Source organism: Hymenobacter sp. 102 (assembly GCF_049949205.1).
Classification (GTDB): Bacteria; Bacteroidota; Bacteroidia; order Cytophagales; family Hymenobacteraceae; genus Hymenobacter.
Genome location: NZ_CP188172.1, coordinates 4,510,411 through 4,535,280, shown reverse-complemented (window position 1 = coordinate 4,535,280; position 24,870 = coordinate 4,510,411). Strand labels below are relative to the sequence as shown.

Sequence of the window (24,870 nt, the reverse complement as noted above, 5' to 3'; positions counted from 1 at the left end):
TAGTCCTGTCACCCTACTTCAAAAATCTTACCTTTGCCCGCAGTGATGGGTCGCCCCACCGCGGCGCTGCAAGGCGACGAGGAAAGTCCGGGCAACGCAGAGCACCCTGCTTCCTAACGGGAAGGACTGGGCGGCGTAAAGCTTCTCAGGACAGCCAGTGCCACAGAAAAGTACCGCCAGATGGCGAAGTTGTGAAAGGTGAAGTTGTGAATTTCACAATCTCACCACTTCACAATTTCACCTTTGGTAAGGGTGAAAAGGTGCGGTAAGAGCGCACCAGCGGCTGGGTGACCACGCCGGCTGGGTAAACCTCAGGGGTTGAAAGACCAAATAAGCCAGTACGCGGCCCTTCGGGGGCGCACCGGGCGGCTCGTCCGGCGCTGGCGGGTAGGTTGATGGAGCCCGCGCGCGAGTTCGGGCCTAGATAAATGGTGGGGCCGCGTGCTTTCGGGCGGGCGGACAAAACCCGGCTTACAGACTCATCACGCCACTTCAAACGGCCGCCGCATCTTCGGGTGCGGCGGCCGTTTCGGTTGCTGCCGGTTTCCGATTGTAGGCTAAAGCCAGGTTTAATTCCCCTCCTTGGAAAGGAGGGGCTAAGGGTGGTTGATGAGTGTCAGAACGATTCTAGAGCTAGCCCTAAACGCCGTTCAACGACTATCAACCACCCCTAGCCCCTCCTTTCCAAGGAGGGGAATTAAACCCACCTCTAATTTATAGTATCCCGAAAATCGGGTTAAATAGTGTTATTTCGCATACACAAACGTTTGCATAATGTCTGATCTGACACGAGTGTTACCCAGCGCCCCCCGCCGCTGGCCGCTGGCACTGGCTAGCTTCGGCTGGCTGCTGGCGCTGCTGATTTCCCTGCCCGCCTTCGCCCAGAAAGCCCTGCCCAAAACCGCCGACGTGTACGTGGATGCGGCCGGGGTATTGCGCTGGCAGGGCTCGAAGGAAGAAGTGGCCCTGTTCGGTGTCAACTACACCACGCCCTTCGCTCACTCCTACCGGGCCCACCGCCGTTTGGGCGTGTCGCCCGAGCAGGGCATCGACCAGGACGTGTACCACCTCTCCCGGCTGGGTATTGATGCGTTCCGGGTGCACGTCTGGGACGTGGAAATCAGTGACACCTTGGGCAACGTGCTGGAGAATGAGCACCTGCGCCTGCTCGATTACCTCTTGCAGCGGCTCAAGCAGCGCGGCATCAAGACCGTGCTGACGCCCATTGCCTACTGGGGCAACGGCTACCCCGAGCCCGATACGGCCCAGACCGGCTTCTCGGCCATCTACCCCAAGGCCCGGGCCTACAATAACCCGCGCGCCGTGCGGGCCCAGGAAAACTACCTGCGCCAGTTCCTCAACCACCGCAACCAGTACACAGGCCTGCTCCTGCGCGACGACCCTGACATCATTGCCTACGAGGTGTGCAACGAGCCCCACTACCGCCAGCCCGAGGCCGAAGTGAGCGAGTTTGTGCAACGCATGGTGGCGGCCATGCGCGCCACGGGCTATAAGAAACCCATCTTCTACAACCTGGCCGAAAGCCCGGCCGTGGCCAACGCCATTCTGGGCAGCCCGGTGCAGGGTTTTACGTTTCAGTGGTACCCGTCGGCGCTGGTGAATGGGCACACGTTGCGCGGCAACCTGCTGCCACTGGTGCAGCAGTACCCGATTCCGTACGCCCAAGACCCGCGCTTTGCCGGCAAGCCTCGGCTGGTGTACGAGTTTGAGTCGGCTGATATTCTGCAGCCAGTGATGTACCCGCTGATGGCCCGCAGCTTCCGTAGCGCCGGCTTCCAGTGGGCCACCCAGTTTGCCTACGACCCGCTGGCCCTGGCCTACGCCAACACCGAATACCAGACGCACTACCTGAATATGGCCTACACGCCCGCCAAGGCCATCAGCCTGCTGATTGCGGGCCAGGTGTTCCGGCGGGTAAAGCGCAATCAGCCCTTCGCCACGTACCCCCAGGATTCCACCTTCGAGGACTTCCGGGTGAGCTACCGCAACGGCCTGAGCGAGCTGAATACGCCCGAGGAGTTCTACTATACCAGCACCACCACTACCGCCCCGCGCAAGCCCGCCGCTTTGCGCCGCGTGGCCGGCACCGGCTCCTCCCCGCTGGTGCAGTACCAGGGCACGGGGGCTTATTTCCTCGACCGGCTGGCCCCCGGCGTGTGGCGGCTGGAGGTGATGCCCGATGCCATTCCGGTGCGCGACCCGTTTGCCAAAACCTCCCTGCGCCAGCCCGTTACGCGCATCAGCTGGAACACCCAGCCCCTGCGCCTCGCGCTGCCGGGCTTAGGCACTGATTTCACAGTCCGCGGATTGAATGAGGGCAACGCGTTTCAGGGCCAGGCCAGCGGCGGCACGGTGGCGCTGCGGCCGGGCGCGTACGTGGTAGCAGCCCGGGGCAAAAGCACGGCGGCCTACACGGCACAAACTCAGCTGGGCGCTATCAAGCTGGGCGAATTCGTGGCCCCGGCCGCTACGAATTTACCTACTCAGGTGATGCACACGCCGCCCGCGCAGCTGCTCGCCGGCCGGCCCGTTGTGCTGCGGGCCACCGTGGCCGGCGCGGAACCTACCGATTCGGTGCTGCTGATTGCCCAGCATTTTTACGGCCCGACGCGCACGATACCCATGCGCCGCCCCACGCTCACCTCCGCCGAGGCCACCGTGCCCGCCGAGCTGCTTTACCCCGGGCTGCTGCGCTACTGGGTGGTGGTGAAGCATAGCCAACAAACCACCACCTTCCCCGGCGGCTTTGCCGGTAGCCCCCGCGACTGGGACTACGCGCCCCAGGACCATTGGGAAACCCCTATTGTACCGACCGGAGCCCCATTGCCCTTGTTTGAGGCGGCCCAGGACCAGCAGCGGGTAGAAACCGGCGGCGTCAACGGTTCTGGCTGGACCGATTACGTGACCACTGGCAGCGGCCGGCTGGCCCTGCGCCTGCTCCAGGCGCCTACGCCCGCCAGCCCCCCGGCCTTCTTCGATCCGCAGGCCCCGGTGGCTTTTCTGCGGGCCTACTTCGGCGACCGGCTGGCGGCGCGGGCCACTGAGACCGGCAACTTCCGGGAGCTGGTACTACGCGCCCGCCGCGGCGGCGGGGCCGGCCCGGTCCGCCTCGTTCTTACTACCCGCGACGCGGCGGCCTACGCCACGGAAGTGACCGTCGGACCGGAGCTGCAGGAGATTCGGGTGCCGCTGACGGCGTTCCGGCCAGCGCAGCAGGTGCTGCTGCCGCGCCCCTACCCCAGCTTTCTGCCGATGACGTTCCGCGCCGACGGCCCCGCCACCCTGCCGCTGGCCCAGGCGGAGGTCTTGCAGATTCTGCTGGCTCCCGCCGCCGCGTCAGCCACCTCGGAGCGGCCGTATCTGGATGTTGAATCGGTGGAGCTGCGGTAGGCTTAATGAGGACCTATGTAGAAAGCACGTCCTGCTGAGCTTGCCGAAGCATCTCTACCGCTTCGTTGAATAAATCAGACGAAACGGTAGAGATGCTTCGGCAAGCTCAGCAGGACGTTCATCAGGGTATCGTTAGCCGGAATGCTCGGCTCACTCAACCCTGCAATTCGACGGCACGTTTTGTACCTTTCGCATTCTACACCTCCCTCTTTTCTATGCCCCGCATTCTCATTATCGACGACGAAAAGGCCATTCGGCACACGCTGAAAGAAATTCTGGAATACGAGAGCTACCAGGTAGACCAGGCCGAGGACGGCCCCAGCGGCCTGGATATGCTTATCAGGGATAAGTACGACGTGGTGCTCTGCGACGTGAAAATGCCCAAGATGGACGGCATTGAGGTGCTGGAGCGGGCCAGGATTCTGGCCCCCGGTGCCACGTTCATCATGGTATCGGCCCACGGCAACGTAGAAATGGCCGTGGACGCTACCAAAAAGGGAGCCTACGATTTCCTGCAAAAGCCCCCAGACCTGAACCGCCTGCTGGTAACCGTGCGCAACGCCCTCGACCACAGCAAGCTCGCCACCGAAACCACCAAGCTCAGCACCGAGAACAAGACGCTCAAGAAAAAGCTGGCCAAGAACTCGGAAATGATTGGCGACTCCGAGGCGCTGTCGGCCGTGCGCAAGGCCATTGAGAAGGTAGCCCCCACCGATGCCCGCGTGCTCATCACTGGGCCCAACGGGGCGGGCAAGGAAATGGTGGCCCGGCAGCTGCACGAGCTCAGCAACCGCGCCAGTGGCCCGCTGGTGGAAGTGAACTGCGCCGCCATTCCCTCGGAGCTGATTGAGTCGGAGCTGTTCGGGCACGAGAAAGGCTCGTTCACCTCGGCCGTGAAGCAGCGCATCGGCAAGTTCGAGCAGGCCGACGGCGGCACGCTGTTCCTGGACGAAATCGGCGACATGAGCCTCTCGGCCCAGGCCAAGGTGCTGCGGGCCCTGCAGGAAAACAAGATTACCCGCGTGGGCGGCGAAAAGGAAATTTCGGTGAACGTGCGCGTGCTGGCCGCCACCAACAAGAATCTGCTCCAGGAAATTGCCGACAAAAACTTCCGCGAGGACCTCTACCACCGCCTGTCCGTCATCCTGATTCAGGTGCCCGCCCTCAACGACCGGCGCGACGACATCCCGGCCCTCATCGAGAAGTTCCTCAAAGACATTGCCCAGGACTACGGCAACAAACCCAAGAAAGTGGATGCCGCGGCCCTGAAGTATCTGCAAAACCTCGACTGGCGCGGCAACATCCGGGAGCTGCGCAACGTGGTGGAGCGCCTCGTGATTATGAGCGACGACACCATTACGGAGTCCGACGCCCGGGCCTTTGCCGGCAAGTAATTCAGCCACTACCACCGCCACCTGCGTACGTAAAATGCCGACCCGCCCGGGCCGGCATTTTACGTATCTATGGAAGCATTCTTCGATAAATTACTCGGTATGCAGGCCACGGCCGCCACCATTACGGTAGCCCAGACCTGCGCCCGGGCAGTGCTGGTATTTCTGGTGGCCCTGGTGCTGCTGCGGCTCTCGGGCCGACGCACCTTCGGCGGCAACAGTGCCCTGGACATGGTAGTGAAGTTTATGTTCGGGGCATTGCTCAGCCGCGTCATCATTGCCGATGCGCCTATGGGTATCACCTTTGTGGCGGCCGCCGCGCTGGTAGCCGTGCACCGGGCCCTAGCTTACGCGCTGTACTTCTCACCCACCCTACGCCGGCTGGTGAAAGGCTCCGACTCGGTACTGGCTGAGGGCACTACTATTCACCAGCACGAGCTGCGCCGGGCCAGCGTGAGCGAGCCGGAGCTGCGCGCCGGCGTCCGGGCCGCCGCCAGTACCGACGACCTCAGCCAAGTGGAAAAAGTACGCCTGGAGCACGACGGCGTGATTACGGTGGTGAAGAAAAGCTAAGCACAGATGATGCAGATGGTGTGGATACCGCAGATCCTTCTTGATGTCAGATTAGCTGAGAGAATGAATCGGTAGCATCCTCTTATCTGCCTCCATGATTCATACCATCTGGTTGCAGCCGCGCACGTCGGAATTATCCAGCCGGCCCAGCACTTCAAAGGAGCCGTCGGGGTGCAGGCGGGCCAGGTCCTTGGTTTCAATGAAGGCGCAGCTGTCCACATTGGCCAGGTCAATGACGTTGAGGGCCCCGGCCGCGCGGGTTTCTGACACCGAGAATGGGTCGGACGGGTCGCGCAGCAGCACCCGCAGCTGGGGCGGCGCGTGAAACCGCCCGTCGCCGAAGCTGTAGGCCTGGCCCAGCAGCTCCGTCATGCCGTACTCGGAGTGAATGCCGGCCGGCCCAAAGGCCTGCTGCAGCTCGGCGTGCAGCTCCTCCCGGATCATCTCGCGGCGGCGGCCCTTCATGCCGCCGGTTTCCAGCACCGTAAGGCCGTGCAGCTCGGGCCAGCCGGCGTAGGCGGCGGCAAAATCCAGCAAGGCGTAGCTCACGCCCAGCAGCAGCACCCGGCGGCCGGACTCCAGTTTTGCCTGCGCCAGTGCCGCCAGCAAAGCGTCATGGTCGCGCAGAAAAAAAGCCGGCTGCTTCTGTCCTGATTGTTGGGAAAAGTACTCCACCATTGCCACCAGGGAGGAGTTGCCCTGCTCCAGATACGAGGGCAGCAGCGCCAGAAACGTCCAGCCGGTGAGCGGGCCATAGAACTGCTCGAAGATGCGGGCCGCGTGCTGCCGGTACAGCTGCCGGTCGCGCACCTGGTGCTGGCTACGGCTCTGGCGGGTAGTGCCGCTGCTCAGGAACGTTTCCTGCGGGCTCCACTCGGCAGCATCGGTGCGCACGTCCTGGGTTTTAAAGAACTCGATGGGCAGAAACGGAATATCCGTCAGCTGCTGCACCCGCTCCGGCTGACAGCCCAGCGCCGCCAGGTAAGCCGCATAAGGTGCGCAGCGCCGGGCCTGGTAGCGGAACAGGGCCAGAGCCGCCGCGGGGGCTGTTGCAGAGGTGAGCGAGGGGAGCTGTTGCAGATGAAGGGCGCGGAAACTCATTCGGGGCGGTAAAGGTTAGCGAAAGGTAGAACAATGCGGCCCGCGCTTCGTTCGTTCAGATGTTGTACCTTCCCGACTGTTGGGGCTGACTGGCCCGGCTGATTTATCTGGCACTGTATGTCCATACTTCCTACGCTTCGTTACGCCTTATTGCTCGCGGCCGCTGGCGTGGGCGTGGCTTCCTGCATCTCTCCGCCCGACTACCCGGAAACGCCCGAAATTGAGTTCAAAACGCTGAAGCAGCAGTTCATCAATAATGCCCGCGGTACGCGCGACTCGCTGGTCATCAACGTTAGCTACAAAGATGGCGACGGGGACCTGGGGTTGAATCCGGAAGAGGAAATACCCAACTCCCCGCAAAATCTGCGCAACTACACGTACTTCTGCATTCTTCAGATTCGCAACGCAAACAACGAGTTTGTAGACGACCCCTTCACTACCTCACTGCCCGGCCTGAGCGGCCGTTTTAAGCGGTTGGCACCCGCCGAGCAGGGAGATAAGAAGGCCCCCATCGAAGGAAACATTGAATACGGCCTGGCCCTTTACCGGCTCCAGGTTCCGTCTCTGCAACCCGGCGCAACAATGCGCTTCCGCATCAAGATTCAGGACCGGGCTTTGCAGCAGAGCAACGAGGTATTCACCAACTCATTTGTTCTGACGCGCTAACCACCGCATGCACAGGGACGGGCAACGACTTATCAGCAAGGTTTCTGATTAGTCGTTGCCCGTTTCCGTACCCGGCCTTACTCTAGTAGATAGCCGGAAACCGCTTGGGGTCGGCTTCCTGCATGATTTCGTACACGGCATCGAATACGTCCTCGGCGTTAGGCTTGCTGAAGTAATCCCCATCGGAGCCGTAGGGCGGGCGGTGAGCCTGGGCCGAAAGGCAACGCGGCTGGGAATCGAGGAAGCGGTAGGCCTGCTGCTCATCCAGTACCTGCTGCATCATGTAGGCAGTGGCACCGCCGGGCACGTCCTCATCGGCAAACAGCACGCGGTTGGTGCGCTGCAGCGAGTCGGCTACTACGTGGTCCACGTCGAAGGGGAGCAAGGTCTGCACGTCGATTACCTCCACGTTGATACCTACTTCCTCCAGCTGCTTGGCGGCGTCCAGCACAATGCGGCACATGGAGCCGTAGGTAACGATGGTCAGGTCGTCGCCCTTTTTCAGGGTTTCGGGCTGGCCCAGGGGCAGCGTAAACTCGCCCACGTTCTGCGGAATCCGCTCCTTGAGGCGGTAGCCGTTGAGGCACTCAATCACAATGGCCGGCTCATCGGAGCGCAGCAGCGTGTTGTAGAAACCAGCGGCCTGCGTCATGTTGCGGGGTACGCACAGGTGCATGCCCCGAATGGAGCCCAGAATCATCTGAATGGGAGAACCTGAGTGCCAGATGCCTTCGAGGCGGTGGCCGCGGGTGCGCACAATCAGCGGCGCCTTCTGGCCGCCTTTGGTGCGGTACTGCAGGCAGGCCACGTCGTCAGAGAGAATCTGGATGGCGTACAGCAGGTAGTCGAGGTACTGGATTTCGGTGATGGGGCGCAGCCCGCGCATGGCCGCCCCAATGCCCTGCCCCACAATGGTGCACTCCCGGATGCCGGTATCCGTCACGCGCAACTCCCCGAATTTCTCCTGGAGGCCGGCAAACGCCTGGTTTACGTCGCCGATGCGGCCCACGTCCTCGCCAATGGCGAAAATGCGCGGGTCGCGCTGGAAATTGGCGTCGAAGCAGGCCTGCAGCACCTCCCGGCCGTCTACCTGCGGAGCATCAGCAGCGAAGGTGGCTTTCACTTCTTCAATGTTGCCAATGGCCTCTTCGCTTTGGCTGAACAGGTAGGAGTTGTAGCGGTCGGCGTTTTCGGCCAGGGCCTGCTCCAGCCAGTTCTGCAGCTCACGGCGGGCTCCGCTGCGCTGCCCGCGCACCTGGCGCAGGGCGCGGCGTACGGTGCGTACCAGATCGGCGCGGATGGGGGCCGGGTTGTGGGCCAGGGCCTCCACCAACTCGTGCAGCTGGTTTTCGCCCCCGTTTTCCTTCACTAACCGGTTCAGCAGCTCCACTACCTCGGCGGCTTCCTGCTTGATGGGGTTGAAGAACTCGTTCCAGGCGGCGGTGCGGGCCTGCTTCACGGTTTCTTTAGCTTCGGCTTCAATCTGGTCGAGCTCCTGCTCGGCGGCGTGGCCTTCCACCAGCAGCCACTCGCGCAGCTTGCGCAGGCAGTCGTGCTGCTCTTCCCAGCTCAGGCGGTCTTTGCTTTTGTACCGCTCGTGCGAGCCGCTGGTGCTGTGGCCCTGGGGCTGGGTTACTTCCTGCACGTGAATCAGCACGGGCACGTGCTGGGTGCGGCACACCTCGGCGGCGCGCTGGTACGTATCAACCAGGGCCGGGTAGTCCCAGCCGCGCACCCGGAAAATTTCGAAGCCATCCTGGCCTTCGCCTTCGCGCTGGAAGCCTTTCAGAATCTCCGAAATACTCTGCTTGGTGGTCTGGTACTCGGCGGGCACCGAAATGCCGTAGTGGTCATCCCACACGCTGATGAGCAGCGGAATCTGCAGCACGCCGGCGGCATTGATGGCCTCAAAGAACATACCCTCCGAGGTACTGGCGTTGCCGATGGTTCCGAAGGCCACCTCGTTGCCGTTTACCGAAAACTGGGAAAACTGGTGCAGCTCAGGGTTCTGACGGTAGAGTTTGGAGGCGTAGGCCAGGCCCACGAGGCGGGGCATCTGGCCGCCGGTGGGCGAGATATCAGCGGAGGAGTTTTTGCTTTCGGCCAGGTTCCGGAAGTTCCCGTCCTCATCCAGGTGGCGGGTGCCGAAGTGGCCGTTCATGGCGCGGCCGGCAGTGCTGGGCTCGGCTTCCACATCGGCGTGGGCGTAGAGCTGGGCGAAATATTGCTGCAGTGTCAGCTCCCCAATGGCCAGCATAAACGTCTGGTCGCGGTAGTAGCCCGCGCGCCAGTCGCCGGCCCGGAAAGCGCGGGCCATGGCCAGCTGGGGCACTTCCTTGCCATCACCGAAGATGCCAAACTTGGCCTTACCCATGAATACTTCCTTGCGGCCGGCCAGGGAGGCGTGGCGGCTTTCCCAGCCCAGGCGGTAGTCGCGGAGCAGGTCTTCTTTGCTGAGGGAGGCGACGCTGGTCTGCACGTCGGCGGCGGTTTCGGCAGTGGACATAGATAGAATGCGGAGTGGTAGCGGGTGGTGGGTGGAACCGGTAGTACAGAAAAAGGTGGGAAAGCCGCCCAACCGGTTAACGGGCTCCCAAAAGTACGGATTTGCCGCCGATGCGGTGGTAGCCGGTTTGTGGCTATCTTTGGTGAGTTATGAGAGTGGAGTTATGAATGATGAATTAGCTGGTTCGTCTGGCCCATTACATTCATTCACCTGATTCCATCACTCATAACTCAGCTCTCAGCATTCATAACTCCACTTTTTATGAAATACCTTTTCTCTCTTCTGCTGACCGCGCTGGTAACCGTGGCAGCCCAGGCCCAAGGGGCACTCACCTTCGAAAAAGAGCTGCACGACTTCGGCAGCGTACCTGAGGGGACTATGGCTACCCACGAGTTTCGCTTCAAGAACACCGGCAACCAGCCCATCATCATTGCCAACGTGCAGGCCAGCTGCGGCTGCACTACTCCCGACTGGACCAAGACGCCGGTACTGCCCGGCAAAACCGGTATTGTGAAGGCCGTGTACAGCAGCGCCGGCCGCCCCGGCATCTTCAACAAAACCGTTACGGTAACCAGCAACGCCAGCACGCCCAGCACGGTACTCACCATCAAAGGCAACGTGCTGAACAAGGAGCAGCTGAAATCCTCGCTCACGCCGGCCCAGCTGGCCCAGTCGCCGCGCATGACGCTGGACCGCACCGTGCATAATTTCGGCAAGATAGAAGCCGGCCAGACGGTAGCGGCCAAGTTCACGGTGAAGAATACCGGCAAGCAGGATCTGGTGCTGGGGGCCATTACCTCGCAGTGCTACTGCGTAGGCTACAAAAACGTGCCCTCGCCCATCAAGCCCGGCCAGAGCGCCGTGGTGGAACTGGTGTACAGCCAGCGCAAACTGGGCAACCAGAGTGAGTCCGTGGTAATTACCAGCAACGACATTACCGGCGACGCCAAGCTGACGCTGAAGGCCTTAGTAGTGCAGGACCTGAACGCCAACAGTATGGTGAAGGAAAGCGGCGCTTCGGTACCGTTTAAATAAGGTAATGGGAGAAGTAAAGAGCCAAAGCGCGGGCGGTCCTGTTGGGGGCCGCCCGCGCTTTGGCTCTTTACTTCAGCACCTCATCCGCTTTCACTCACTTCTTCGCCTTATCTTTGCCCCGCCTTACCCGGGCAATCCTCATCCACCCCATTTTCACACCCGCTTCGAGCCATGCTAATCGGCGTACCGAAAGAAATTAAGAACAACGAAAACCGCGTTGGCCTGACCCCGGCCGGCGTAGCTGAATTCCGTAAGCACGGCCACGAGGTGTACGTGCAGGCCACGGCCGGTAACGGCAGCGGCTTCTCGGACGCCGAGTACGAGCAGGCGGGCGCCACGGTGCTGCCCACCATCGAGGACGTGTACGCCAAGGCGGAAATGATTGTGAAGGTGAAGGAGCCGATTGCCTCGGAATATCCCCTCATCAAGGAAAACCAGCTGCTGTTCACCTACTTCCACTTTGCCTCGGGCGAGGAGCTGACCCACGCCATGATTGAGCGCAAAGCGGTGTGCCTGGCCTACGAAACCGTGGAGCTGCCTACCCGCGCCCTGCCCCTGCTCATTCCGATGAGCGAAGTAGCCGGCCGCATGGCTCCGCAGGAAGGTGCCAAATACCTGGAGAAACCTCTGAAAGGCCGCGGCATTCTGCTGGGCGGCGTACCCGGCGTGAAGCCCGCCGAAGTGCTGGTACTGGGTGCCGGCATCGTGGGCACGCAGGCGGCCAAAATTGCCGCTGGTCTGGGTGCCAAGGTAACCGTAATGGACATCAGCCTGAACCGCCTGCGCGAGCTGGACGACTTCATGCCCAAGAACGTGGTAACGCAGTACTCCAACGAGTACAACATCCGCGAAGCCATCAAAACCGCCGACCTCATCATCGGCGCCGTACTGATTCCGGGTGCCAAGGCTCCCCACCTCATCACCCGCGACATGCTCAAGACCATGCGCCCCGGCACCGTGCTGGTGGACGTGGCCGTGGACCAGGGTGGCTGCATTGAAACCTGCAAGCCCACCACCCACGAAAATCCCACCTTCATCATCGACGACATCGTGCACTACTGCGTGGCCAACATGCCGGGTGCCGTGCCTTATACCTCTACCCTGGCCCTAACCAACGCGACGCTGCCCTACGCCGTGAAGCTGGCCAACCTGGGCTGGCAGGAAGCCTGCCGCCGCGACGAGGCCCTGCGCCTCGGCCTGAACGTGGTGCACGGCAAAGTGGTGTATAAAGGCGTAGCCGACGCCTGGGGCCTGCCCCTGGAATCGGTTGAATCGGTAATGGAAACGGCTGTTGCGTAAGTAACTCTTGCCGTTTCAACAGTAGAAATTGAGCGTTCTGACGGCCTCGTTGTCGTTAGGACGCTCAATTTTTACTTTACTTCTTCCAAGGGCGCCCGCAGGCGCTCAATTTTTACTTGCCGTTTACTGATCTGACCATGAAAGGCATCCTTTATACCGGCGGCGAGCTGACGGACTTAGTGACGTTTGCCAAGCTGCCGGGCTACCTGCAGGCATTTTTGCGGGAGCAGAACGGCGTGGTGGCCTACTTTGGCGGGCTGCACATCCGGGGCTGCGTATCGGCCCCCAACTGGCACTCCCTGGCCAGCGTGTGGCAGGGCGAGCGGGCCTTATGGCGCACCTACGCCGAGGTGCAGAAAGCCGACATTCCGTTTGCGCAGGACTGCGCCGGCAATCAGTTTCTGCTGCGCGGGGATGCCGTGCTATGGCTGGACACTGAAACCGGGGAGCTGGCCGACCTGGAAGTGGACTTCAAGCACTTCCTGTTTGGGGTGGAGAAATTTCCGCTCGATGCCCTGGGCATGGAGCCGCTACGGGCGTTTCAGCAGGCGGGCGGTGTGCTGCAACCCGGGCAGCTGCTAAGCCTGTATCCGCCCCTGTGCATTGCCACCCAGGGCCAATCCAAACCCAGCGCCAAAGCCGTATCCGTAACGGAGCGGCTGGCGTGGCTGGCCGAGTTTCACCGGCAGATCAAGGACCTGCCCGACGGACAGCAGGTTCGGCTGCAACCTTTGTAGCCGGCCGCGTCTTTCCGCCGCTTTTCTCACCCGCTTTGCATCTGTTGGGGGCGTTGCCTCTTGTGTCTGACGTATGCCTTCCGAGTTTCTGCGCCTGCTGGTTCGTCGGTTTTCCCTGTTGTTGGGTGTGTACCTGCTCCTGCGCCTGGGCTTCTATCTGTTCAACCAGGCCGCCTTTCAGGCCGCGCCCGCCCAGGTGGCGCTGGCCTTCTGGCACGGCTTCCGGTTTGACATTGCGGGCCTGCTCTTGCTGAATCTGCCGTGGCTGGTGCTGAGCCTGGTGCCTAGCCGCCATCTGGTGTGGCAGCGCATGCTGCGGGTGATGTGGCTGCTGCTCAACAGCCTGGGTGTGGCGCTCAACCTGATTGACGTGGAGTATTTCCGGTTTATCGGGCGGCGCACCAGCAACGAATTGTTTACCATTGGCGACGATGTGCGCCGGCAGGCCGGCCAGCTGCTGCTGCAATACTGGTTTCTGCTGGTGCCATTTGGGCTGGTGCTGGCGGCGCTGTGGTACCTGTACCCCATGCCCCGGCCGGCCACCCCAGCGGCTGTACCAACGGTGCCGGCCAGCCGCCGCGCCGTGGTGCTCCGCTACCTGGGGCAGGTGCTGGTACTGGGCGGGCTGGTGGTACTGGGCATTCGGGGCGGGGTGCAGCTCAAACCTCTGCGCACCGGCCACGCCTTTATGCAGACGCCCCCGGTGCTGGGCCACGTGGCCCTGAACAGCACGTTTACTTTCCTCAAAAGCCTGGGGGCCCAAACACTGGAGCGGCGGGAGTTTTTCACTTCCCCCGATTCGGTGCAGCAGGCCCTGGCCCCGCTGCCGCCCCAACCCCGGCCCAGTGCCCCTCGCGACAATGTGGTGGTGCTGCTGCTGGAAAGCTTCGCCTCCGAATACACCGGCATTGAGAACAATGGCCAGGGCTACACACCTTTTTTCGACTCGCTGGCCACCCAAGGGCTGTTCTTTCGGGAGCATTACGCCAACGGCCGCCGCTCCATTGAGGCGCTGCCAGCCGTGCTGGCGGGGTTGCCTTCCCTGAACGAGCACCCCTTCATCACCTCCCCCTTCCAGACGGATGAGCTGCACGGGCTGGGCGAAATTCTGGGCCGGGAGGGCTATGCTACTTCCCTATTTCATGGCGCGCAGAATGGTACCATGGGCTTCAACACCTTTAGCGGCATTGCCGGGGTCCAGCAGTATTTCGGGCTGAACGAATACCCCGGTGCCGAGAAAAGCCCCGATTTCGATGGGCACTGGGGCATTGCTGATGAGCCCTACCTGCAGTACTTCGCGCGGCAGCTGAGCCAGCAGCGGCAGCCGTTTTTCAGCACCCTGTTCACGCTCAGCTCCCACGAGCCGTTTGAGGTGCCCCGGCCGTACGCCGGCCGGTTTCCGGCGGGTACGCAGCCCATTCACCGGGTAATCGGGTACACTGATTTTGCGCTGCGGCAGTTCTTCAAAACGGCCCGCCGCCAGCCCTGGTACCGCCACACGCTGTTCATTCTGCTGGCCGACCACACCTCCCAGTCAGACCGGCCGGACTACCAGAACACACTGGGTGCCTACAAAACGCCGCTGCTGCTGTTTCACCCGGGCCGGCCTTTGCCCCCGGCCAACGTGCACCGCATCACCCAGCAGGCCGATGTGCCGGCCACCGTGCTCGACTTCCTGAACGTGCCCGCCGGACGGCAGCTGCTGCCGTTCGGGTATTCGGTGTTTGACTCCCGCACGTCGGGCCGGGCGCTGTTTCTGAGCGGGGGCTCTTTGTTTCTGGTGCATCAGGATTTCGTGACCGAGCTGACGGCCGATAATACCGTGCGCCTCTACCCCTACCGCACCCATCAGATGCCTGAAGCTGCTTTGCCGGCTCCCGACCCGCGCCTGCTCCGACAGTATGGCAACGAACTGAAAGCAGCCGCTCAATACTTCACCGATGGTCTGCTCGACAACCGGCTGTACCGCTAGCTACAACGGTTCGGGCACGTCCGGACTTTCCAGGCTGGCCTGAATGGCCCGGATTTCCTCCGTGTCAATGGGCTTATGAATCAGGCCCGCGACCAAGTCATAGTTCCGGGCTTTTTCCAGGTCGGTGAGGGCGAGCGAGGAGGTGAGAATGTAGATGTGGCAGCGCCCCAGCAACCCCTGCCGGTAGGGCTGCAGCGCCTCCAGAAACTGCCAGCCGTTCATTACAGGCATATTCAGGTCCAGAAATACTACCTGCGGCGGGGTACCGGCCGTGTCCTGCACCAGCCGGCCCAGCGCCTGCTGCGCTGAGTGAAACGTGCTGATGGAGTTGGAGAACCCCTCCGCCCGCAGCAGTTGCTCGGTCAGGTAGACGCTGAGCGTATCATCGTCGATGAGATAGGTTGTCACGGACATAAAGCTAGAACAGAAGCGTGAACTGAGTACCGGCATCCACCGCACTCCGGACGCTGATGTGCCCGTTCATAGATTCTACGTGGGCTTTCACGAGGTAGAGGCCGATACCGCGGCCGGGCATATTAGGGTGAAAGCGCCGGTACAGTTGAAACACGTCGCCCTGCTCCGTATCAAAGCCCTGCCCGTTGTCCACCACCAGCAACTCCACTCGCCCATCGGGCCGCTGCCGGGCTTCAATGGTAACACGCAGGGGGCGGGTGTCGGCGCGGTACTTGATGGCGTTGGAGAGCAGATTATGAAAAATGCTGTGAAAATACGCCCGGCTACCCATCACGGCCAGGTGCGTGGGAATACGACACAGCACCTGCCCGCCGCAAGCCGCCAGTTGGGTTTCCAGGCTTTGCAGGGCCTGTTGGCACACTTCGGCCAATGCTACCGGCTCGGGCCGCAGGCTACCCTGCTGGTCGCGTACCGATAATATGCTGCTTACATCGGCCACTACCGCGTCCAGCAGTTGCAGGCTGGTGTGCAGGTGCCGCAGCGACTCTTCGAACACGGCCGAGTTTTTATCTACTTTTCCCAACAGCGTAGCGTACCCGAGGGAGTTGGCCAGCGGCGCCCGCAGGTTATGCGACACGATATAAGTAAACTGCTGCAGGTCGGCATTCTGTTTTTCCAGCCGCTTCAGCAAAAGCTGCTGCTGCTCCTCGGCCTCCTTCTGCGCCGATACGTCCTGCATAGCCCCAATCATGCGGAAGGCCCGGCCCTGCTCATCCCGTAAGATGTAGCCCCTGTCGAACACGGCAGCCCAGGAGCCATCGGCCCGCTGAAAGCAGTAACGCTCCTGCCAGAACACGTTGGCGGTTTCGAAGGCCGCGTGCCGCAGCCCGGCCACTACGCGGGAATATTCGGCGGGTGCCACAAAATCACCCCATTTGTGGAAGGGCGCAGGGTTTTGAGCCAGCTGATGACCAAACAGCGCCTCAAATCCCTCGCCCCAGTACAGAGTATCAGCCGCAATATTCCAGTCATACACGGCATCCGTGGTGGCTTTGAGGGCATAATGAAACCGCTCGTTGCTGGCTTCCAGCCGGGCTTCGGCTTCTTTCTGCCGGGTCAGGTCGTGTACGGTACCCACCAGCTGGCAGCTCCCATCGGCTCCAAAAACGGGCGTAACGGTTACTTCGCCCGTTTTACGACCGGTGGGGTACTCCGAGGTTTCCTGCCAGGTGACGGCCTGCCGGGTAGTAATGGCCCGCTGGTAATGCTGCAGCACCTCGCTCAGGGAGGGCTCGGGTATGATTTCCGTCGTCAGCCGCCCCACTACCTGTCCGGTGGGTAGGCCGGTGGTGGTTTCAAAGGACTTGTTCACGTACAGAAACCGGTACTGGCCCTGCTCTACCCCCAGCACAAATACCACATCCGCAGTGGTATCCAGAATGGTAGTCAACTGCCGTTGCCGCTCCAGCAAAAGCTGGGTAGCCGCCTGCGGTTCTGTTAGCTGCGCCACGCCGTAAAACCAAGCTGGCTCCCCCGGCGCGGCCGGTAAAGGCAGTAGCAGCATAGTAACAGCACCGCGTTGCCGCGGCAGTTCAGCGGTAAAATCGACGGGACGACCAGCCAGGGCCTGCTGCAGCAGATGAGGCAGGATGCTGGCTTCGGGGCCGGGGAGCAGTTCGGTCAGGCTGGTACCCAACAGCTCGGCGGCAGGCCGCTGCAGCAGCCCGGCAAAGCCGGCCGTCACCCGTACCAGGTTACCAGCGGCATCCAGCACCACCACGGCCCGCGGATTTGTCAGAAACTGAACTTGCTCAGGTATCGTGGCAGTGGGTAGCATGGGAGGGGAAACACCAGTAGGTTGCTCCGGGCAGTGGGTCTGGCGGGTAGAACAAAGCCTAAAGAAAGCAAATTACCGCAACTCCATGCCCACAAAGAGAATAGGTATTTTCCTATTAACTATTGCCTGAATACCAGGGAACTTCCGTTAGCTGCACATTGGAACGCGTTTCGAAGTTGACCCGCCAGCAAAAATGCTGCAGCCCATTCGTCAGCAGCAGTAACGGAGCCCCAATGGTTTGGTTGTAGGTGGCGGCCTGCATGGCCACGGCGGCCGTGATGGGCACGGTGGGCCGTTTGCACTCCACCAGCAGCAGCGGCTGCCCCGTGGCATCCAGGGCAATCAGGTCGGTGCGTTTCTGGCGCTGGTTGTAGCGGTGCCCCCGCTCCAGGCTCAGCAGGCCTTTGGGGTAGCCACGATGCGCTATCAGGTAGTGCACCACGTGCTGGCGCACCCATTCCTCGGGCGTAAGCACCACATGTCGTCGGCGCAGCACGTCCCAGATTAGCAAATTTTCGCCGGATTGTATAACTTTGCAGTCGAAAGGCGGCAGGTTCAGCTCTTGCATCACCTCCAAAGGTACGGCCCTGGGTACTCAACTCCCGCTTTTCGCCCCGTACCGTCGCACCCCATCCGCTGGGTTCCGACGGTTTTTTTGTACCTGAAATTTTCCGGCTGAGGGCTCGGGGTTACGGCAATTGGCCGTAACCGGCCAGCACGCAGCCTTTCACCAAGCAACAACCCTATATTTCGCTTATGAAGACTAAATCCGACATCGTCGAGAACTGGTTGCCCCGCTACACCGGCGTGGCCCTGAACGAGTTTGGCCAGTACATTCTGCTGACCAACTTTATCAATTACGTGCACATGTTTGCCGAGCAGTTCGGGACTGAAGTGCGCGGCCTCGACAAACCCATGCAAACGGCCACGGCGGGCGGCATTACCATCATCAACTTCGGCATGGGCTCCCCCATGGCCGCTACCGTTATGGATTTGCTCTCGGCCATAAAGCCCAAAGCGGCCCTGTTCCTGGGCAAGTGCGGCGGCCTGAAAAACAAAACCAAGCTCGGCGACCTGATCCTGCCCATTGCCGCCATCCGGGGCGAGGGTACTTCTGATGACTACCTGCCGGCCGAAATTCCGGCCCTGCCCTCCTTCCGCCTGCAGCGGGCCGTGAGCAGCATGATCAAGAAGCACGAGAAAGACTACTGGACCGGCACGGTGTACACCACCAACCGCCGCGTGTGGGAGCATGATGAGAACTTCAAGGAGTACCTGCGCCAGATCCGGGCCATGGCCGTGGATATGGAAACGGCTACCATCTTCACGGTGGGCTTCGTGAACGAAATTCCCCACGGTGCCCTGCTGCTGGTATCGGATAACCCGATGACGCCGGAAGGCGTGAAAACCTCGGAAAGCGACAAGAAGGTAACCGCTGACTTCGTGAAGGCGCACCTGCAAATCGGCATCGATTCGTTGCTGGAGCTGAAAAACTCCGGCGAGTCGGTAAAGCACATGCGCTTCGAATAACCGAAAAAAACTGCTATTTGCGGGGCCTGCGCTGAGCATAGCGCAGGCCCCGCTCTTTTTCGGCCTCCCCATCTATGCCCCTGGTTGCCTCCCCTGCCTATTTGCACATCAATTACGAAGGCCGCCGCCGCACACTGCTGGGCCAGTGGCAGCGTTCCGTCATGCCGTTTGAGATGCACCAGGGCTACGCCTGCCTGCTGGATGCCGCGCACCAGTACCAGTGCCGTTACTGGCTGATTGATACCACCCGGCGCGCCGCCGGCATCGACGCGGCCGACGTGTTCTGGATGCTGGACGTATTTTTTCCGCAACTGGCCCCCCGCCTCGGTGGCACTGCCTACCTGGCTTTTCTGATGGCTCCTAACCAGCTGGCGGGCGTGCTGGCTACGCCGGCAATTCCGCCTCTGCCCGCCGGCCAGGACCTGCCGTACTATCTGCAGCGGTTTACCGATGAAGCTGCCGCCCGGCTATGGCTGCGCAAATGTGCCCGCAAAGCCCGGGCGCAGCGGGTGCGGTAACTGGCAACGGGCTACGTACATTCGTGGCATGATGCCTTCCTACTCGTTTTTGCGGCCAGCCACGGCTGGCATGCTGCCGGTGCTGGCGGCCGCCACGCTACTCAGCGCCTGCCAAAGCTCCTCCCGCCAATCTGCCGACCTGCTGGTGTACAACGCCACCGTGTACACCGTCGATTCGGTGTTTAGTACGGCCCAGGCTTTTGCGGTGAAAGACGGCAAATTCGTGGCCGTGGGCACGGCCGAGGAAATCAGGGCAAAATACCAGGCCAAGCAGGAAGTGGACGCCAACGGGCAGTTTATCTACCCTGGCTTCTACGATGCGCACTGCCATTTCTACCGTTACGCCCTGGGCCTGCGCGACGCCGATCTGGTGGGCACCGGCTCCTGGCAGGAAGTGGTCCGGAAACTCCAGCAGCAGCGCCAGCAGTATCCGCAGGCCGCCTGGCTTACGGGCCGGGGCTGGGACCAAAACGACTGGCCCGGCAAGCAGTTTCCCACCAAGGACACGCTGGACGCACTGTTCCCGAACACGCCCGTCTTCATTATCCGGGTAGATGGACACGCGGCGCTGGTAAACCAGAAAGCATTGGATTTGGCTGGTGTTACGGCCCGTACTCCCATCAGCGGCGGCACTATTACCAAGGATGCCAACGGCCGCCTCACGGGTTTGCTGGTGGACAATGCCGTGCGCTTAGTGGCTGGCAAAATTCCGGAGCCCACCGCAGCCGAGGCCGAAACGGCGCTGCTGGAAGCCCAGAAGCGGTGCGTGGCCGTGGGCCTCACCAGTATGGCCGACGCCGGCCTGGAAAAAGCCAACGTGGACCGGCTCGACGCCTTACAGCAGCAGGGTAAGCTGAAAGTACGCCTGTACGCCATGCTGGCCCCCACCCAGGAAAACAAGGACTTCTACCTCCGGAACGGCCCCGTCTTCAAGGACCGCCTCACGGTGTGCTCCTTTAAGGTGTACGCCGATGGCGCCCTGGGTTCTCGGGGAGCCTGCCTGATTCACCCCTATTCCGACCGGCCCCGGGAAACCGGCTTTTTGCTCTCATCGGAGGCCGATTTCCGGAACCTGGCCAAAGAGCTGGCGGCCAGCAAGTTTCAGATGAATACCCACGCCATCGGGGATTCTTCCAACCGCCTGCTGCTAGATATCTACGGCGAAGCCCTGAAGGGCCAGAAGGACCGGCGCTGGCGCATTGAGCACGCCCAGGTGGTCAGCAAAGCGGATGTGCCTAAATTCGGCCAGTACGGCATCGTGCCCTCGGTGCAGCCCACCCACGCCACCTCCGATATGTACTGGGCCGGCGAGCGGCTGGGCGCGGAGCGGCTCAAAACGGCCTACGCCTACAACGACCTGCGCCAGCAGTACGGCCAAGTAGCCCTGGGCTCCGACTTCCCGGTGGAAGACATCAATCCGTTGTTCGGCTTTCACTCGGCCGTGGCCCGGCAGGATGCCAAGAACTACCCGGCCGGCGGCTTTCAGATGGAAAACGCCCTGACCCGTGAAGATGCGCTCCGGGGCATGACCACCTGGGCCGCCCACGCCGCCTTCGAGGACCAGCAGAAAGGCAGCATCCGCCCCGGCATGGTGGCCGATTTCGTGCTGCTCCCCATCGACTTGCTGAAAGCCCCCAAAGAAACCCTCCGTACTGCCCAGGTACAGCAAACCTGGATAGCCGGAGAACGGGTGTTTCTACTTAAGAACTGAGAAGCGAAATGGAGTAGAGATACTAGAAATGAGAAGTGAGACTTTCGTTCCGGAGCCTAACTAGGCCATCAGAACGAAAGTCTCACTTCTCGTTTCTAGTATCTCAGTTCTCTAAAATTACCAGCCCTGCTCATCGGCGCTGGGGCCGTACATGGCGGGCAGCGGAATATCCAGCAGGCGCAGGTACACCGACAGCTGCCCCCGGTGGTGGATGCTGTGGTTGAGGCCCATGATGCGGATGGCGGTGGCCTTGGGGCGTTCCAGTAGTGTCTGCTCGCCGCGGTGCAGGCGGAAGCTGCCGGTTAGCTGCTCATCGTCAGAATCCTGCAGGGCTTGGCGCAGGCTCGCGCTGTACTGGTCGAAGCGCTGCAGCAGCTCCTCCGGGCTGGTGGGTGTGGGGCCCGGTTTGGGGCCGTTGGGGTCAAGGAAGTCGCGGGAGGCGTGCTGCACGAACAGCTGCTTGAACGCCAGCAGATTCACAATATGCGTAGCCAGCTGCCAAAGCTTCATGCTTTTGGGGTGGGGCTGGAAGTCGGCCTTCTCATAGGGCACCCGCTCCAGGAGCTTGCGGGTGGTAGCCAGCTCGTGGTCAAGTTCAGCGAGAATGTTTTGCTGAAGGGAGGAAGTGTGCATGCGCAGCTGGGGTTAGGTAGGATAGAAAAACTCACGAGCACCGGGGCAGCCGGTGCTCGTGGGCAAGTACTGAAATTTATGGCTAGCTGCCAGCGGCACCTGGCAGCCGTTAATTCCCGCTAAGTCCTTCGGCCAGCTTTGAATCGGCTCCGTGCACCTCGTCGCGCAGCTTTTTCCCGCGTAGCGTAAGCAGAAAAATCAACCCTAGCACGAAAAAGACAATCAGCGACAAAATGCTGTTGCGCATAGAACCCGTTATCTGGGCAATAACGCCAAACACCGCTGTTCCAATTACGATACTCAACTTCTCGGTTACATCGAAAAAGCTGAAAAAAGCGGCCGTATTGGGCGTGTTTTCCGGGATAATCTTGGAATACGTGCTACGGGAAAGGCTCTGGATAGCCCCCATGGTGAGGCCGATAACTGAGGCCAGGGCATAGAAGCTCCAGCCCGCCTGCACGTAGTAGCCCGCCACGCAAATCAGCATCCAGATAAATACCGACCAACTTAGGGCGCGGGTATTACCGATGCGCTCCGAGAGTTTGGCAAAGAGGTAGGCACCCAGAATACCAACCAGCTGCAATAGCAAAATCGTCAGGATCAGGGCCGAGCTTTCCAGCTTCAGCTCCTCGTCGCCGAAGATGGTAGCCACGTACATTACCGTTTGTACGCCCATATTGTAGGTGAAGTAGGCCAGCAGGAACCGCTTGAGGTTGGGCAGATGCTTAAGTTGGTCCCAAACCTTGCCCAGTTCCCGAAAGCCATTCAGCAGCCACCCCGAGTCGTCGGCGGCACCAGCGGGGCGGCCGGGGTCGGTAGGTAGCGTGAAAAAGGGAATCTGCGCAAAACCGGCCCACCACAGGCCCGTAAGCAGGAACGCCAACCGGGTGGCGAACCCCTCTTCCAGCCCGATTTTATCGTGTCCCATAATCAGCCCCAGGCAAATAACCAGCAGCAGCACCGAGCCAACATAGCCCATAGAGAAGCCCCGCGCCGACAATGAATCGTACTTTTCCTCGGAAGCAATGAGCGGCAAATAGGAGTTGTAGAACACGATGGAGCCGGAGAAGCCTACCGTGGCGGAAATGAAGATAAAGGTGCTGGCCGTGAAGGTATCGGGAGTGAAGAAAAACAGCGCAGCGCAGGAGGCCGCCCCGAGGTAGCAGAAAATCTGCATGAACAGCTTCTTGCGACCCGAGAAATCAGCCAACGACGTGAGGAAAGGGCTAATCAGGGCAATGAGCAGGAAGGCAACCGATATGGCGTAGGTCAGCAGTGAGGAACCCGGCACCTGGAAGCCCAGGAAATCCACTGGACTTTTGCCACTGTCCGTGCCCGTTACCTGCTTCACCATGGCGCCCCAGTAAATGGGAAAGATGGAACTGGTAATCACCAAGGGATACACCGAGTTGGCCCAGTCGTAAAAGGTCCAGCCGCGCGTAATGCGCTTGTCATCCTTGGGAATATTTTCGAAGCCCACTTCGGGCGGGGTTACGGCGGCGGTGGCGTCGCTCATACAAGGAGGGGATTGAGGTAGAGTGCGAGCAAGATAACGCAAATCCGGCGCGGCCGTTGCCGGGTTTCCAGACTGTGGCGGGGTAAGCTAGTGCGTGGCTGCCTGGGAAGTTGCCAGCAGGGCCACGTACTGCTCGGGCGTATCCACATCCACGGCACCCAGCGGAAACGGCACAGCTGCTACCAGGGCGGCGTGCCGGCGCAGCAGCTGCCCCGCTCCGGCTTCGGCCGGCAGCGCCTGCAGCAGCGGCAGCGCCCCGGCGGCAAAGTACACCGGCACCCCCTGGGTATTGGCGTAGGCCGAAGCCACAATGGGCTGGCCGGTGCGGTGGTGCGTAGCGCGCAGCTCCGCCAGCAGCCCGGACGTTACGAAAGGCTGGTCGCAGAGTAGTATCGTTACGGCCGTGGGAGGTTGCGGCCGGGTTTCAAGAAAGTTGAGGCCAGTTTGGATGGAAGCTCCCATACCAGCGGTCCAGTTGGGGTTGTGCACCGCCTGCACCGGCAGGCCCGCCAGTTCCGGCAATAGCTCGGTGTGCAGCGCGCCCGTTACTACCACTACCGCCCCCCCGGACGCCGCCGCTGCGGCCGTTTCGGCGGCGCGGCGCAGCAGCGTCCGGCCCTGGTAGGGCAGCAACTGCTTAGGCCGGCCGAGGCGGGTAGAGGAACCAGCGGCAAGCAGGATAATGGCGTCGGACATGACGAGGACTTATGGCGTGAAGTGTTTGCTTCACGTGCTGCAGGCAGTACTACAGAGTAAGGAAGCCAACCTGATGCCGGCCGGGCCGCACGTGTTGCTACGCAGAGCAGGTGCCTCGCGCTATAGGCCGCACACGGCATCTACCCTACCCTCCGGCACCAGCGGTGCGGTGGCGCGCAGAGGCGGGTGAATCGGGTGGGGCGAGTCGCGGAGGAAGCCGGCCGGGCGGCCCGTCAGCACCGCCTGAATTTCAGCAATGATAGATAGGGCAATTTCCTCCGGTGTTTCGCCTCCCAGGTTCAGTCCCACCGGGCTGTAGATGCGGCCCTGCAGCTGCGCGGCGGCGTCGGGAGTTTCCTGGTGAAGGTCTTCCAGCAGCCGCTCGTACTTTTTGCGGGGACCTAATAGCCCGATGTAGCGCGTAGAAGCGTCCGGCAGCAAATGGCGGAGCACTTCCAGGTCGTAGTAGTAGTTGTGGGTCATGAGCAGCGTCAGGCTTCCGTCGTACGGCTGCTCCTTCACTTGCGCCAGCGTCAGGACTTCTACGGTTGTGGCCTCGGGGAAGCGGGCAGGCTGGGCCTGGGCGGGGCGGCCATCGGCCACCCGCACCTGCCAGCCGAGGCCGGCCGCCAGGCGTACCAGCGGCTGCACGTCGTTGCCGGCGCCATACACCGTAAGGCGTACCGGAGGGCGCAGTATTTCCAGACTCACCCGAACGGCATCGTAATGATGCGTAGCCGGTTGGCCGGCCGCCAACGTATCCCGGCACGCCGCCAACAACTGCGGATACAATCCCGCCTGTGAGGATACGGTTCCGTTGAAGGTACCGTCGGGCAGTAAGGCCAGCCGCTGGCCCACCACTACTGCGGAGGCCGGCCCGGCGGTGGCAAACACGGTGGCAATCACGGCTGGTGAGGTTGCCTGCGCCGCCCAGCGGCGCAACAGCTCCATGGGGTTGTTGGGGTCCTGAAAGTCCAGGGGTTCCAGCAATATCTGCACGATGCCCTGGCAGCCCAGGGCGGCCCCGAATTGCAGGTCGTCGTCGGGGTCCGTAGAGTCGTAGGTAACTACCGTGGGGCGGCCCTGCTGAATGGTGCGGCGGGCCCGCTGGCGGGCGTCGCCTTCCAGGCACCCCCCGCTGATGGCCCCGGTCAGCTGGCCTTCATCCGTCACGAGCATCCGGGCCCCGGGCCGGCGGTAGGCCGAGCCGGCCACATCCACCACCGAGGCCAGGGCACAGGCCCGGCCCGCGGCGCGGTGCGCATCATAGGCAGTCAGCAGGCGTTGAAGTTCAGTCATGGTGCAAAGAGATACGACAGCAAAT

At 61.6% G+C, this 24,870-nt stretch carries 20 protein-coding genes and 1 other RNA gene; 12 read left to right on the top strand and 9 right to left on the bottom strand.

What is annotated here, in order from left to right:
- Nucleotides 1–42: 42 nt before the first annotated feature.
- From rnpB to ACN19L_RS19615, 4 genes are all read left to right on the top strand, one after another.
- An RNA gene (gene rnpB, locus ACN19L_RS19630) (RNase P RNA component class A) lies at nt 43–490 on the top strand.
- Nucleotides 491–774: 284 nt separating this feature from the next.
- Complete coding sequence (locus ACN19L_RS19625; protein ID WP_426491153.1) at nt 775–3,411, top strand: cellulase family glycosylhydrolase; 2,637 nt, start codon at nt 775–777, stop codon at nt 3,409–3,411.
- Nucleotides 3,412–3,626: 215 nt separating this feature from the next.
- Nucleotides 3,627–4,805: a sigma-54-dependent transcriptional regulator gene (locus ACN19L_RS19620; protein WP_426491152.1), complete on the top strand. Its 1,179-nt coding sequence runs from the start codon at nt 3,627–3,629 to the stop codon at nt 4,803–4,805.
- Between the two features lie 69 nt (nt 4,806–4,874).
- Entirely contained in the window at nt 4,875–5,375 is a 501-nt protein-coding gene (locus tag ACN19L_RS19615) for a YetF domain-containing protein (RefSeq protein ID WP_426491151.1), read from the top strand.
- Between the two features lie 99 nt (nt 5,376–5,474).
- On the opposite strand, the gene ACN19L_RS19610 is transcribed toward ACN19L_RS19615, so the two are convergent.
- The gene (locus ACN19L_RS19610; protein ID WP_426491150.1) at nt 5,475–6,476 is read right to left on the bottom strand and encodes an acyl transferase; all 1,002 of its coding nucleotides are present in this window, start codon (nt 6,474–6,476) and stop codon (nt 5,475–5,477) included.
- Nucleotides 6,477–6,593: 117 nt separating this feature from the next.
- Here ACN19L_RS19610 and ACN19L_RS19605 point away from each other — a divergent pair, with 117 nt between their 5' ends.
- On the top strand, nt 6,594–7,142 hold the full coding sequence (locus tag ACN19L_RS19605; protein WP_426491149.1) for a hypothetical protein: 549 nt from the start codon (nt 6,594–6,596) through the stop codon (nt 7,140–7,142).
- An 82-nt stretch (nt 7,143–7,224) separates the two neighbouring features.
- Here the strand turns inward: ACN19L_RS19605 and ACN19L_RS19600 are convergent, their stop codons facing one another.
- Nucleotides 7,225–9,648 carry a thiamine pyrophosphate-dependent enzyme gene (locus ACN19L_RS19600; protein ID WP_426491148.1) on the bottom strand — a complete coding sequence of 808 codons (2,424 nt, stop codon included), beginning with the start codon at nt 9,646–9,648 and terminating at the stop codon, nt 7,225–7,227.
- A gap of 261 nt (nt 9,649–9,909) precedes the next feature.
- Here ACN19L_RS19600 and ACN19L_RS19595 point away from each other — a divergent pair, with 261 nt between their 5' ends.
- The 4 genes from ACN19L_RS19595 to ACN19L_RS19580 all read left to right on the top strand — a co-directional run bounded on the left by ACN19L_RS19595 (nt 9,910) and on the right by ACN19L_RS19580 (nt 14,691).
- On the top strand, nt 9,910–10,683 hold the full coding sequence (locus ACN19L_RS19595; protein ID WP_426491147.1) for a DUF1573 domain-containing protein: 774 nt from the start codon (nt 9,910–9,912) through the stop codon (nt 10,681–10,683).
- A 171-nt stretch (nt 10,684–10,854) separates the two neighbouring features.
- Nucleotides 10,855–11,982, top strand: a complete 1,128-nt coding sequence (ald, locus tag ACN19L_RS19590; protein WP_426491146.1) for an alanine dehydrogenase — start codon at nt 10,855–10,857, stop codon at nt 11,980–11,982.
- Nucleotides 11,983–12,119: 137 nt separating this feature from the next.
- Nucleotides 12,120–12,719: an SMI1/KNR4 family protein gene (locus ACN19L_RS19585; protein ID WP_426491145.1), complete on the top strand. Its 600-nt coding sequence runs from the start codon at nt 12,120–12,122 to the stop codon at nt 12,717–12,719.
- Between the two features lie 73 nt (nt 12,720–12,792).
- On the top strand, nt 12,793–14,691 hold the full coding sequence (locus ACN19L_RS19580) for an LTA synthase family protein (protein WP_426491144.1): 1,899 nt from the start codon (nt 12,793–12,795) through the stop codon (nt 14,689–14,691).
- Here the strand turns inward: ACN19L_RS19580 and ACN19L_RS19575 are convergent, their stop codons facing one another.
- The 3 genes from ACN19L_RS19575 to ACN19L_RS19565 all read right to left on the bottom strand — a co-directional run bounded on the left by ACN19L_RS19575 (nt 14,692) and on the right by ACN19L_RS19565 (nt 17,510).
- Complete coding sequence (locus ACN19L_RS19575; protein WP_426491143.1) at nt 14,692–15,105, bottom strand: response regulator; 414 nt, start codon at nt 15,103–15,105, stop codon at nt 14,692–14,694.
- Between the two features lie 4 nt (nt 15,106–15,109).
- A complete protein-coding gene (locus tag ACN19L_RS19570) occupies nt 15,110–16,942 on the bottom strand; it encodes a PAS domain-containing protein (RefSeq protein ID WP_426491142.1) in 1,833 nt (610 codons plus the stop codon).
- Nucleotides 16,943–17,057: 115 nt separating this feature from the next.
- The gene (locus ACN19L_RS19565) at nt 17,058–17,510 is read right to left on the bottom strand and encodes a type I restriction enzyme HsdR N-terminal domain-containing protein (RefSeq protein ID WP_426491141.1); all 453 of its coding nucleotides are present in this window, start codon (nt 17,508–17,510) and stop codon (nt 17,058–17,060) included.
- Nucleotides 17,511–17,698: 188 nt separating this feature from the next.
- On the opposite strand from ACN19L_RS19565, the gene ACN19L_RS19560 reads away from it, so the two are divergent.
- From ACN19L_RS19560 to ACN19L_RS19550, 3 genes are all read left to right on the top strand, one after another.
- Nucleotides 17,699–18,472: an AMP nucleosidase gene (locus ACN19L_RS19560; RefSeq protein ID WP_226267404.1), complete on the top strand. Its 774-nt coding sequence runs from the start codon at nt 17,699–17,701 to the stop codon at nt 18,470–18,472.
- 74 nt (nt 18,473–18,546) lie between these two features.
- Nucleotides 18,547–18,990 (top strand): hypothetical protein, encoded by a 444-nt coding sequence (locus ACN19L_RS19555; protein WP_426491140.1) that lies wholly within the window; start codon nt 18,547–18,549, stop codon nt 18,988–18,990.
- Between the two features lie 28 nt (nt 18,991–19,018).
- Nucleotides 19,019–20,701, top strand: coding sequence for an amidohydrolase (locus tag ACN19L_RS19550; RefSeq protein WP_426491139.1), 1,683 nt, complete (start codon nt 19,019–19,021; stop codon nt 20,699–20,701).
- Between the two features lie 117 nt (nt 20,702–20,818).
- Here ACN19L_RS19550 and ACN19L_RS19545 read toward each other — a convergent pair whose 3' ends face one another.
- The 4 genes from ACN19L_RS19545 to ACN19L_RS19530 all read right to left on the bottom strand — a co-directional run bounded on the left by ACN19L_RS19545 (nt 20,819) and on the right by ACN19L_RS19530 (nt 24,845).
- Complete coding sequence (locus ACN19L_RS19545) at nt 20,819–21,334, bottom strand: DinB family protein (RefSeq protein WP_426491138.1); 516 nt, start codon at nt 21,332–21,334, stop codon at nt 20,819–20,821.
- A 109-nt stretch (nt 21,335–21,443) separates the two neighbouring features.
- Nucleotides 21,444–22,850: an MFS transporter gene (locus ACN19L_RS19540; RefSeq protein WP_426491137.1), complete on the bottom strand. Its 1,407-nt coding sequence runs from the start codon at nt 22,848–22,850 to the stop codon at nt 21,444–21,446.
- 87 nt (nt 22,851–22,937) lie between these two features.
- A complete protein-coding gene (locus ACN19L_RS19535) occupies nt 22,938–23,546 on the bottom strand; it encodes a nucleotidyltransferase family protein (RefSeq protein ID WP_426491136.1) in 609 nt (202 codons plus the stop codon).
- 120 nt (nt 23,547–23,666) lie between these two features.
- Nucleotides 23,667–24,845, bottom strand: coding sequence for an XdhC family protein (locus ACN19L_RS19530; protein WP_426491135.1), 1,179 nt, complete (start codon nt 24,843–24,845; stop codon nt 23,667–23,669).
- Nucleotides 24,846–24,870 lie beyond the last annotated feature (25 nt).

Excerpts from the sequence above, each read along its gene's own strand:
- ACN19L_RS19625 (WP_426491153.1), top strand. The coding sequence starts at position 775 with ATGTCTGATCTGACACGAGTGTTACCCAGCGCCCCCCGCCGCTGGCCG.
- ACN19L_RS19620 (WP_426491152.1), top strand. The coding sequence starts at position 3,627 with ATGCCCCGCATTCTCATTATCGACGACGAAAAGGCCATTCGGCACACG.
- ACN19L_RS19615 (WP_426491151.1), top strand. The coding sequence starts at position 4,875 with ATGGAAGCATTCTTCGATAAATTACTCGGTATGCAGGCCACGGCCGCC.
- ACN19L_RS19610 (WP_426491150.1), bottom strand. The coding sequence starts at position 6,476 with ATGAGTTTCCGCGCCCTTCATCTGCAACAGCTCCCCTCGCTCACCTCT.
- ACN19L_RS19605 (WP_426491149.1), top strand. The coding sequence starts at position 6,594 with ATGTCCATACTTCCTACGCTTCGTTACGCCTTATTGCTCGCGGCCGCT.
- ACN19L_RS19600 (WP_426491148.1), bottom strand. The coding sequence starts at position 9,648 with ATGTCCACTGCCGAAACCGCCGCCGACGTGCAGACCAGCGTCGCCTCC.
- ACN19L_RS19595 (WP_426491147.1), top strand. The coding sequence starts at position 9,910 with ATGAAATACCTTTTCTCTCTTCTGCTGACCGCGCTGGTAACCGTGGCA.
- ald (WP_426491146.1), top strand. The coding sequence starts at position 10,855 with ATGCTAATCGGCGTACCGAAAGAAATTAAGAACAACGAAAACCGCGTT.
- ACN19L_RS19585 (WP_426491145.1), top strand. The coding sequence starts at position 12,120 with ATGAAAGGCATCCTTTATACCGGCGGCGAGCTGACGGACTTAGTGACG.
- ACN19L_RS19580 (WP_426491144.1), top strand. The coding sequence starts at position 12,793 with ATGCCTTCCGAGTTTCTGCGCCTGCTGGTTCGTCGGTTTTCCCTGTTG.
- ACN19L_RS19575 (WP_426491143.1), bottom strand. The coding sequence starts at position 15,105 with ATGTCCGTGACAACCTATCTCATCGACGATGATACGCTCAGCGTCTAC.
- ACN19L_RS19570 (WP_426491142.1), bottom strand. The coding sequence starts at position 16,942 with ATGCTACCCACTGCCACGATACCTGAGCAAGTTCAGTTTCTGACAAAT.
- ACN19L_RS19565 (WP_426491141.1), bottom strand. The coding sequence starts at position 17,510 with ATGCAAGAGCTGAACCTGCCGCCTTTCGACTGCAAAGTTATACAATCC.
- ACN19L_RS19560 (WP_226267404.1), top strand. The coding sequence starts at position 17,699 with ATGAAGACTAAATCCGACATCGTCGAGAACTGGTTGCCCCGCTACACC.
- ACN19L_RS19555 (WP_426491140.1), top strand. The coding sequence starts at position 18,547 with ATGCCCCTGGTTGCCTCCCCTGCCTATTTGCACATCAATTACGAAGGC.
- ACN19L_RS19550 (WP_426491139.1), top strand. The coding sequence starts at position 19,019 with ATGATGCCTTCCTACTCGTTTTTGCGGCCAGCCACGGCTGGCATGCTG.
- ACN19L_RS19545 (WP_426491138.1), bottom strand. The coding sequence starts at position 21,334 with ATGCACACTTCCTCCCTTCAGCAAAACATTCTCGCTGAACTTGACCAC.
- ACN19L_RS19540 (WP_426491137.1), bottom strand. The coding sequence starts at position 22,850 with ATGAGCGACGCCACCGCCGCCGTAACCCCGCCCGAAGTGGGCTTCGAA.
- ACN19L_RS19535 (WP_426491136.1), bottom strand. The coding sequence starts at position 23,546 with ATGTCCGACGCCATTATCCTGCTTGCCGCTGGTTCCTCTACCCGCCTC.
- ACN19L_RS19530 (WP_426491135.1), bottom strand. The coding sequence starts at position 24,845 with ATGACTGAACTTCAACGCCTGCTGACTGCCTATGATGCGCACCGCGCC.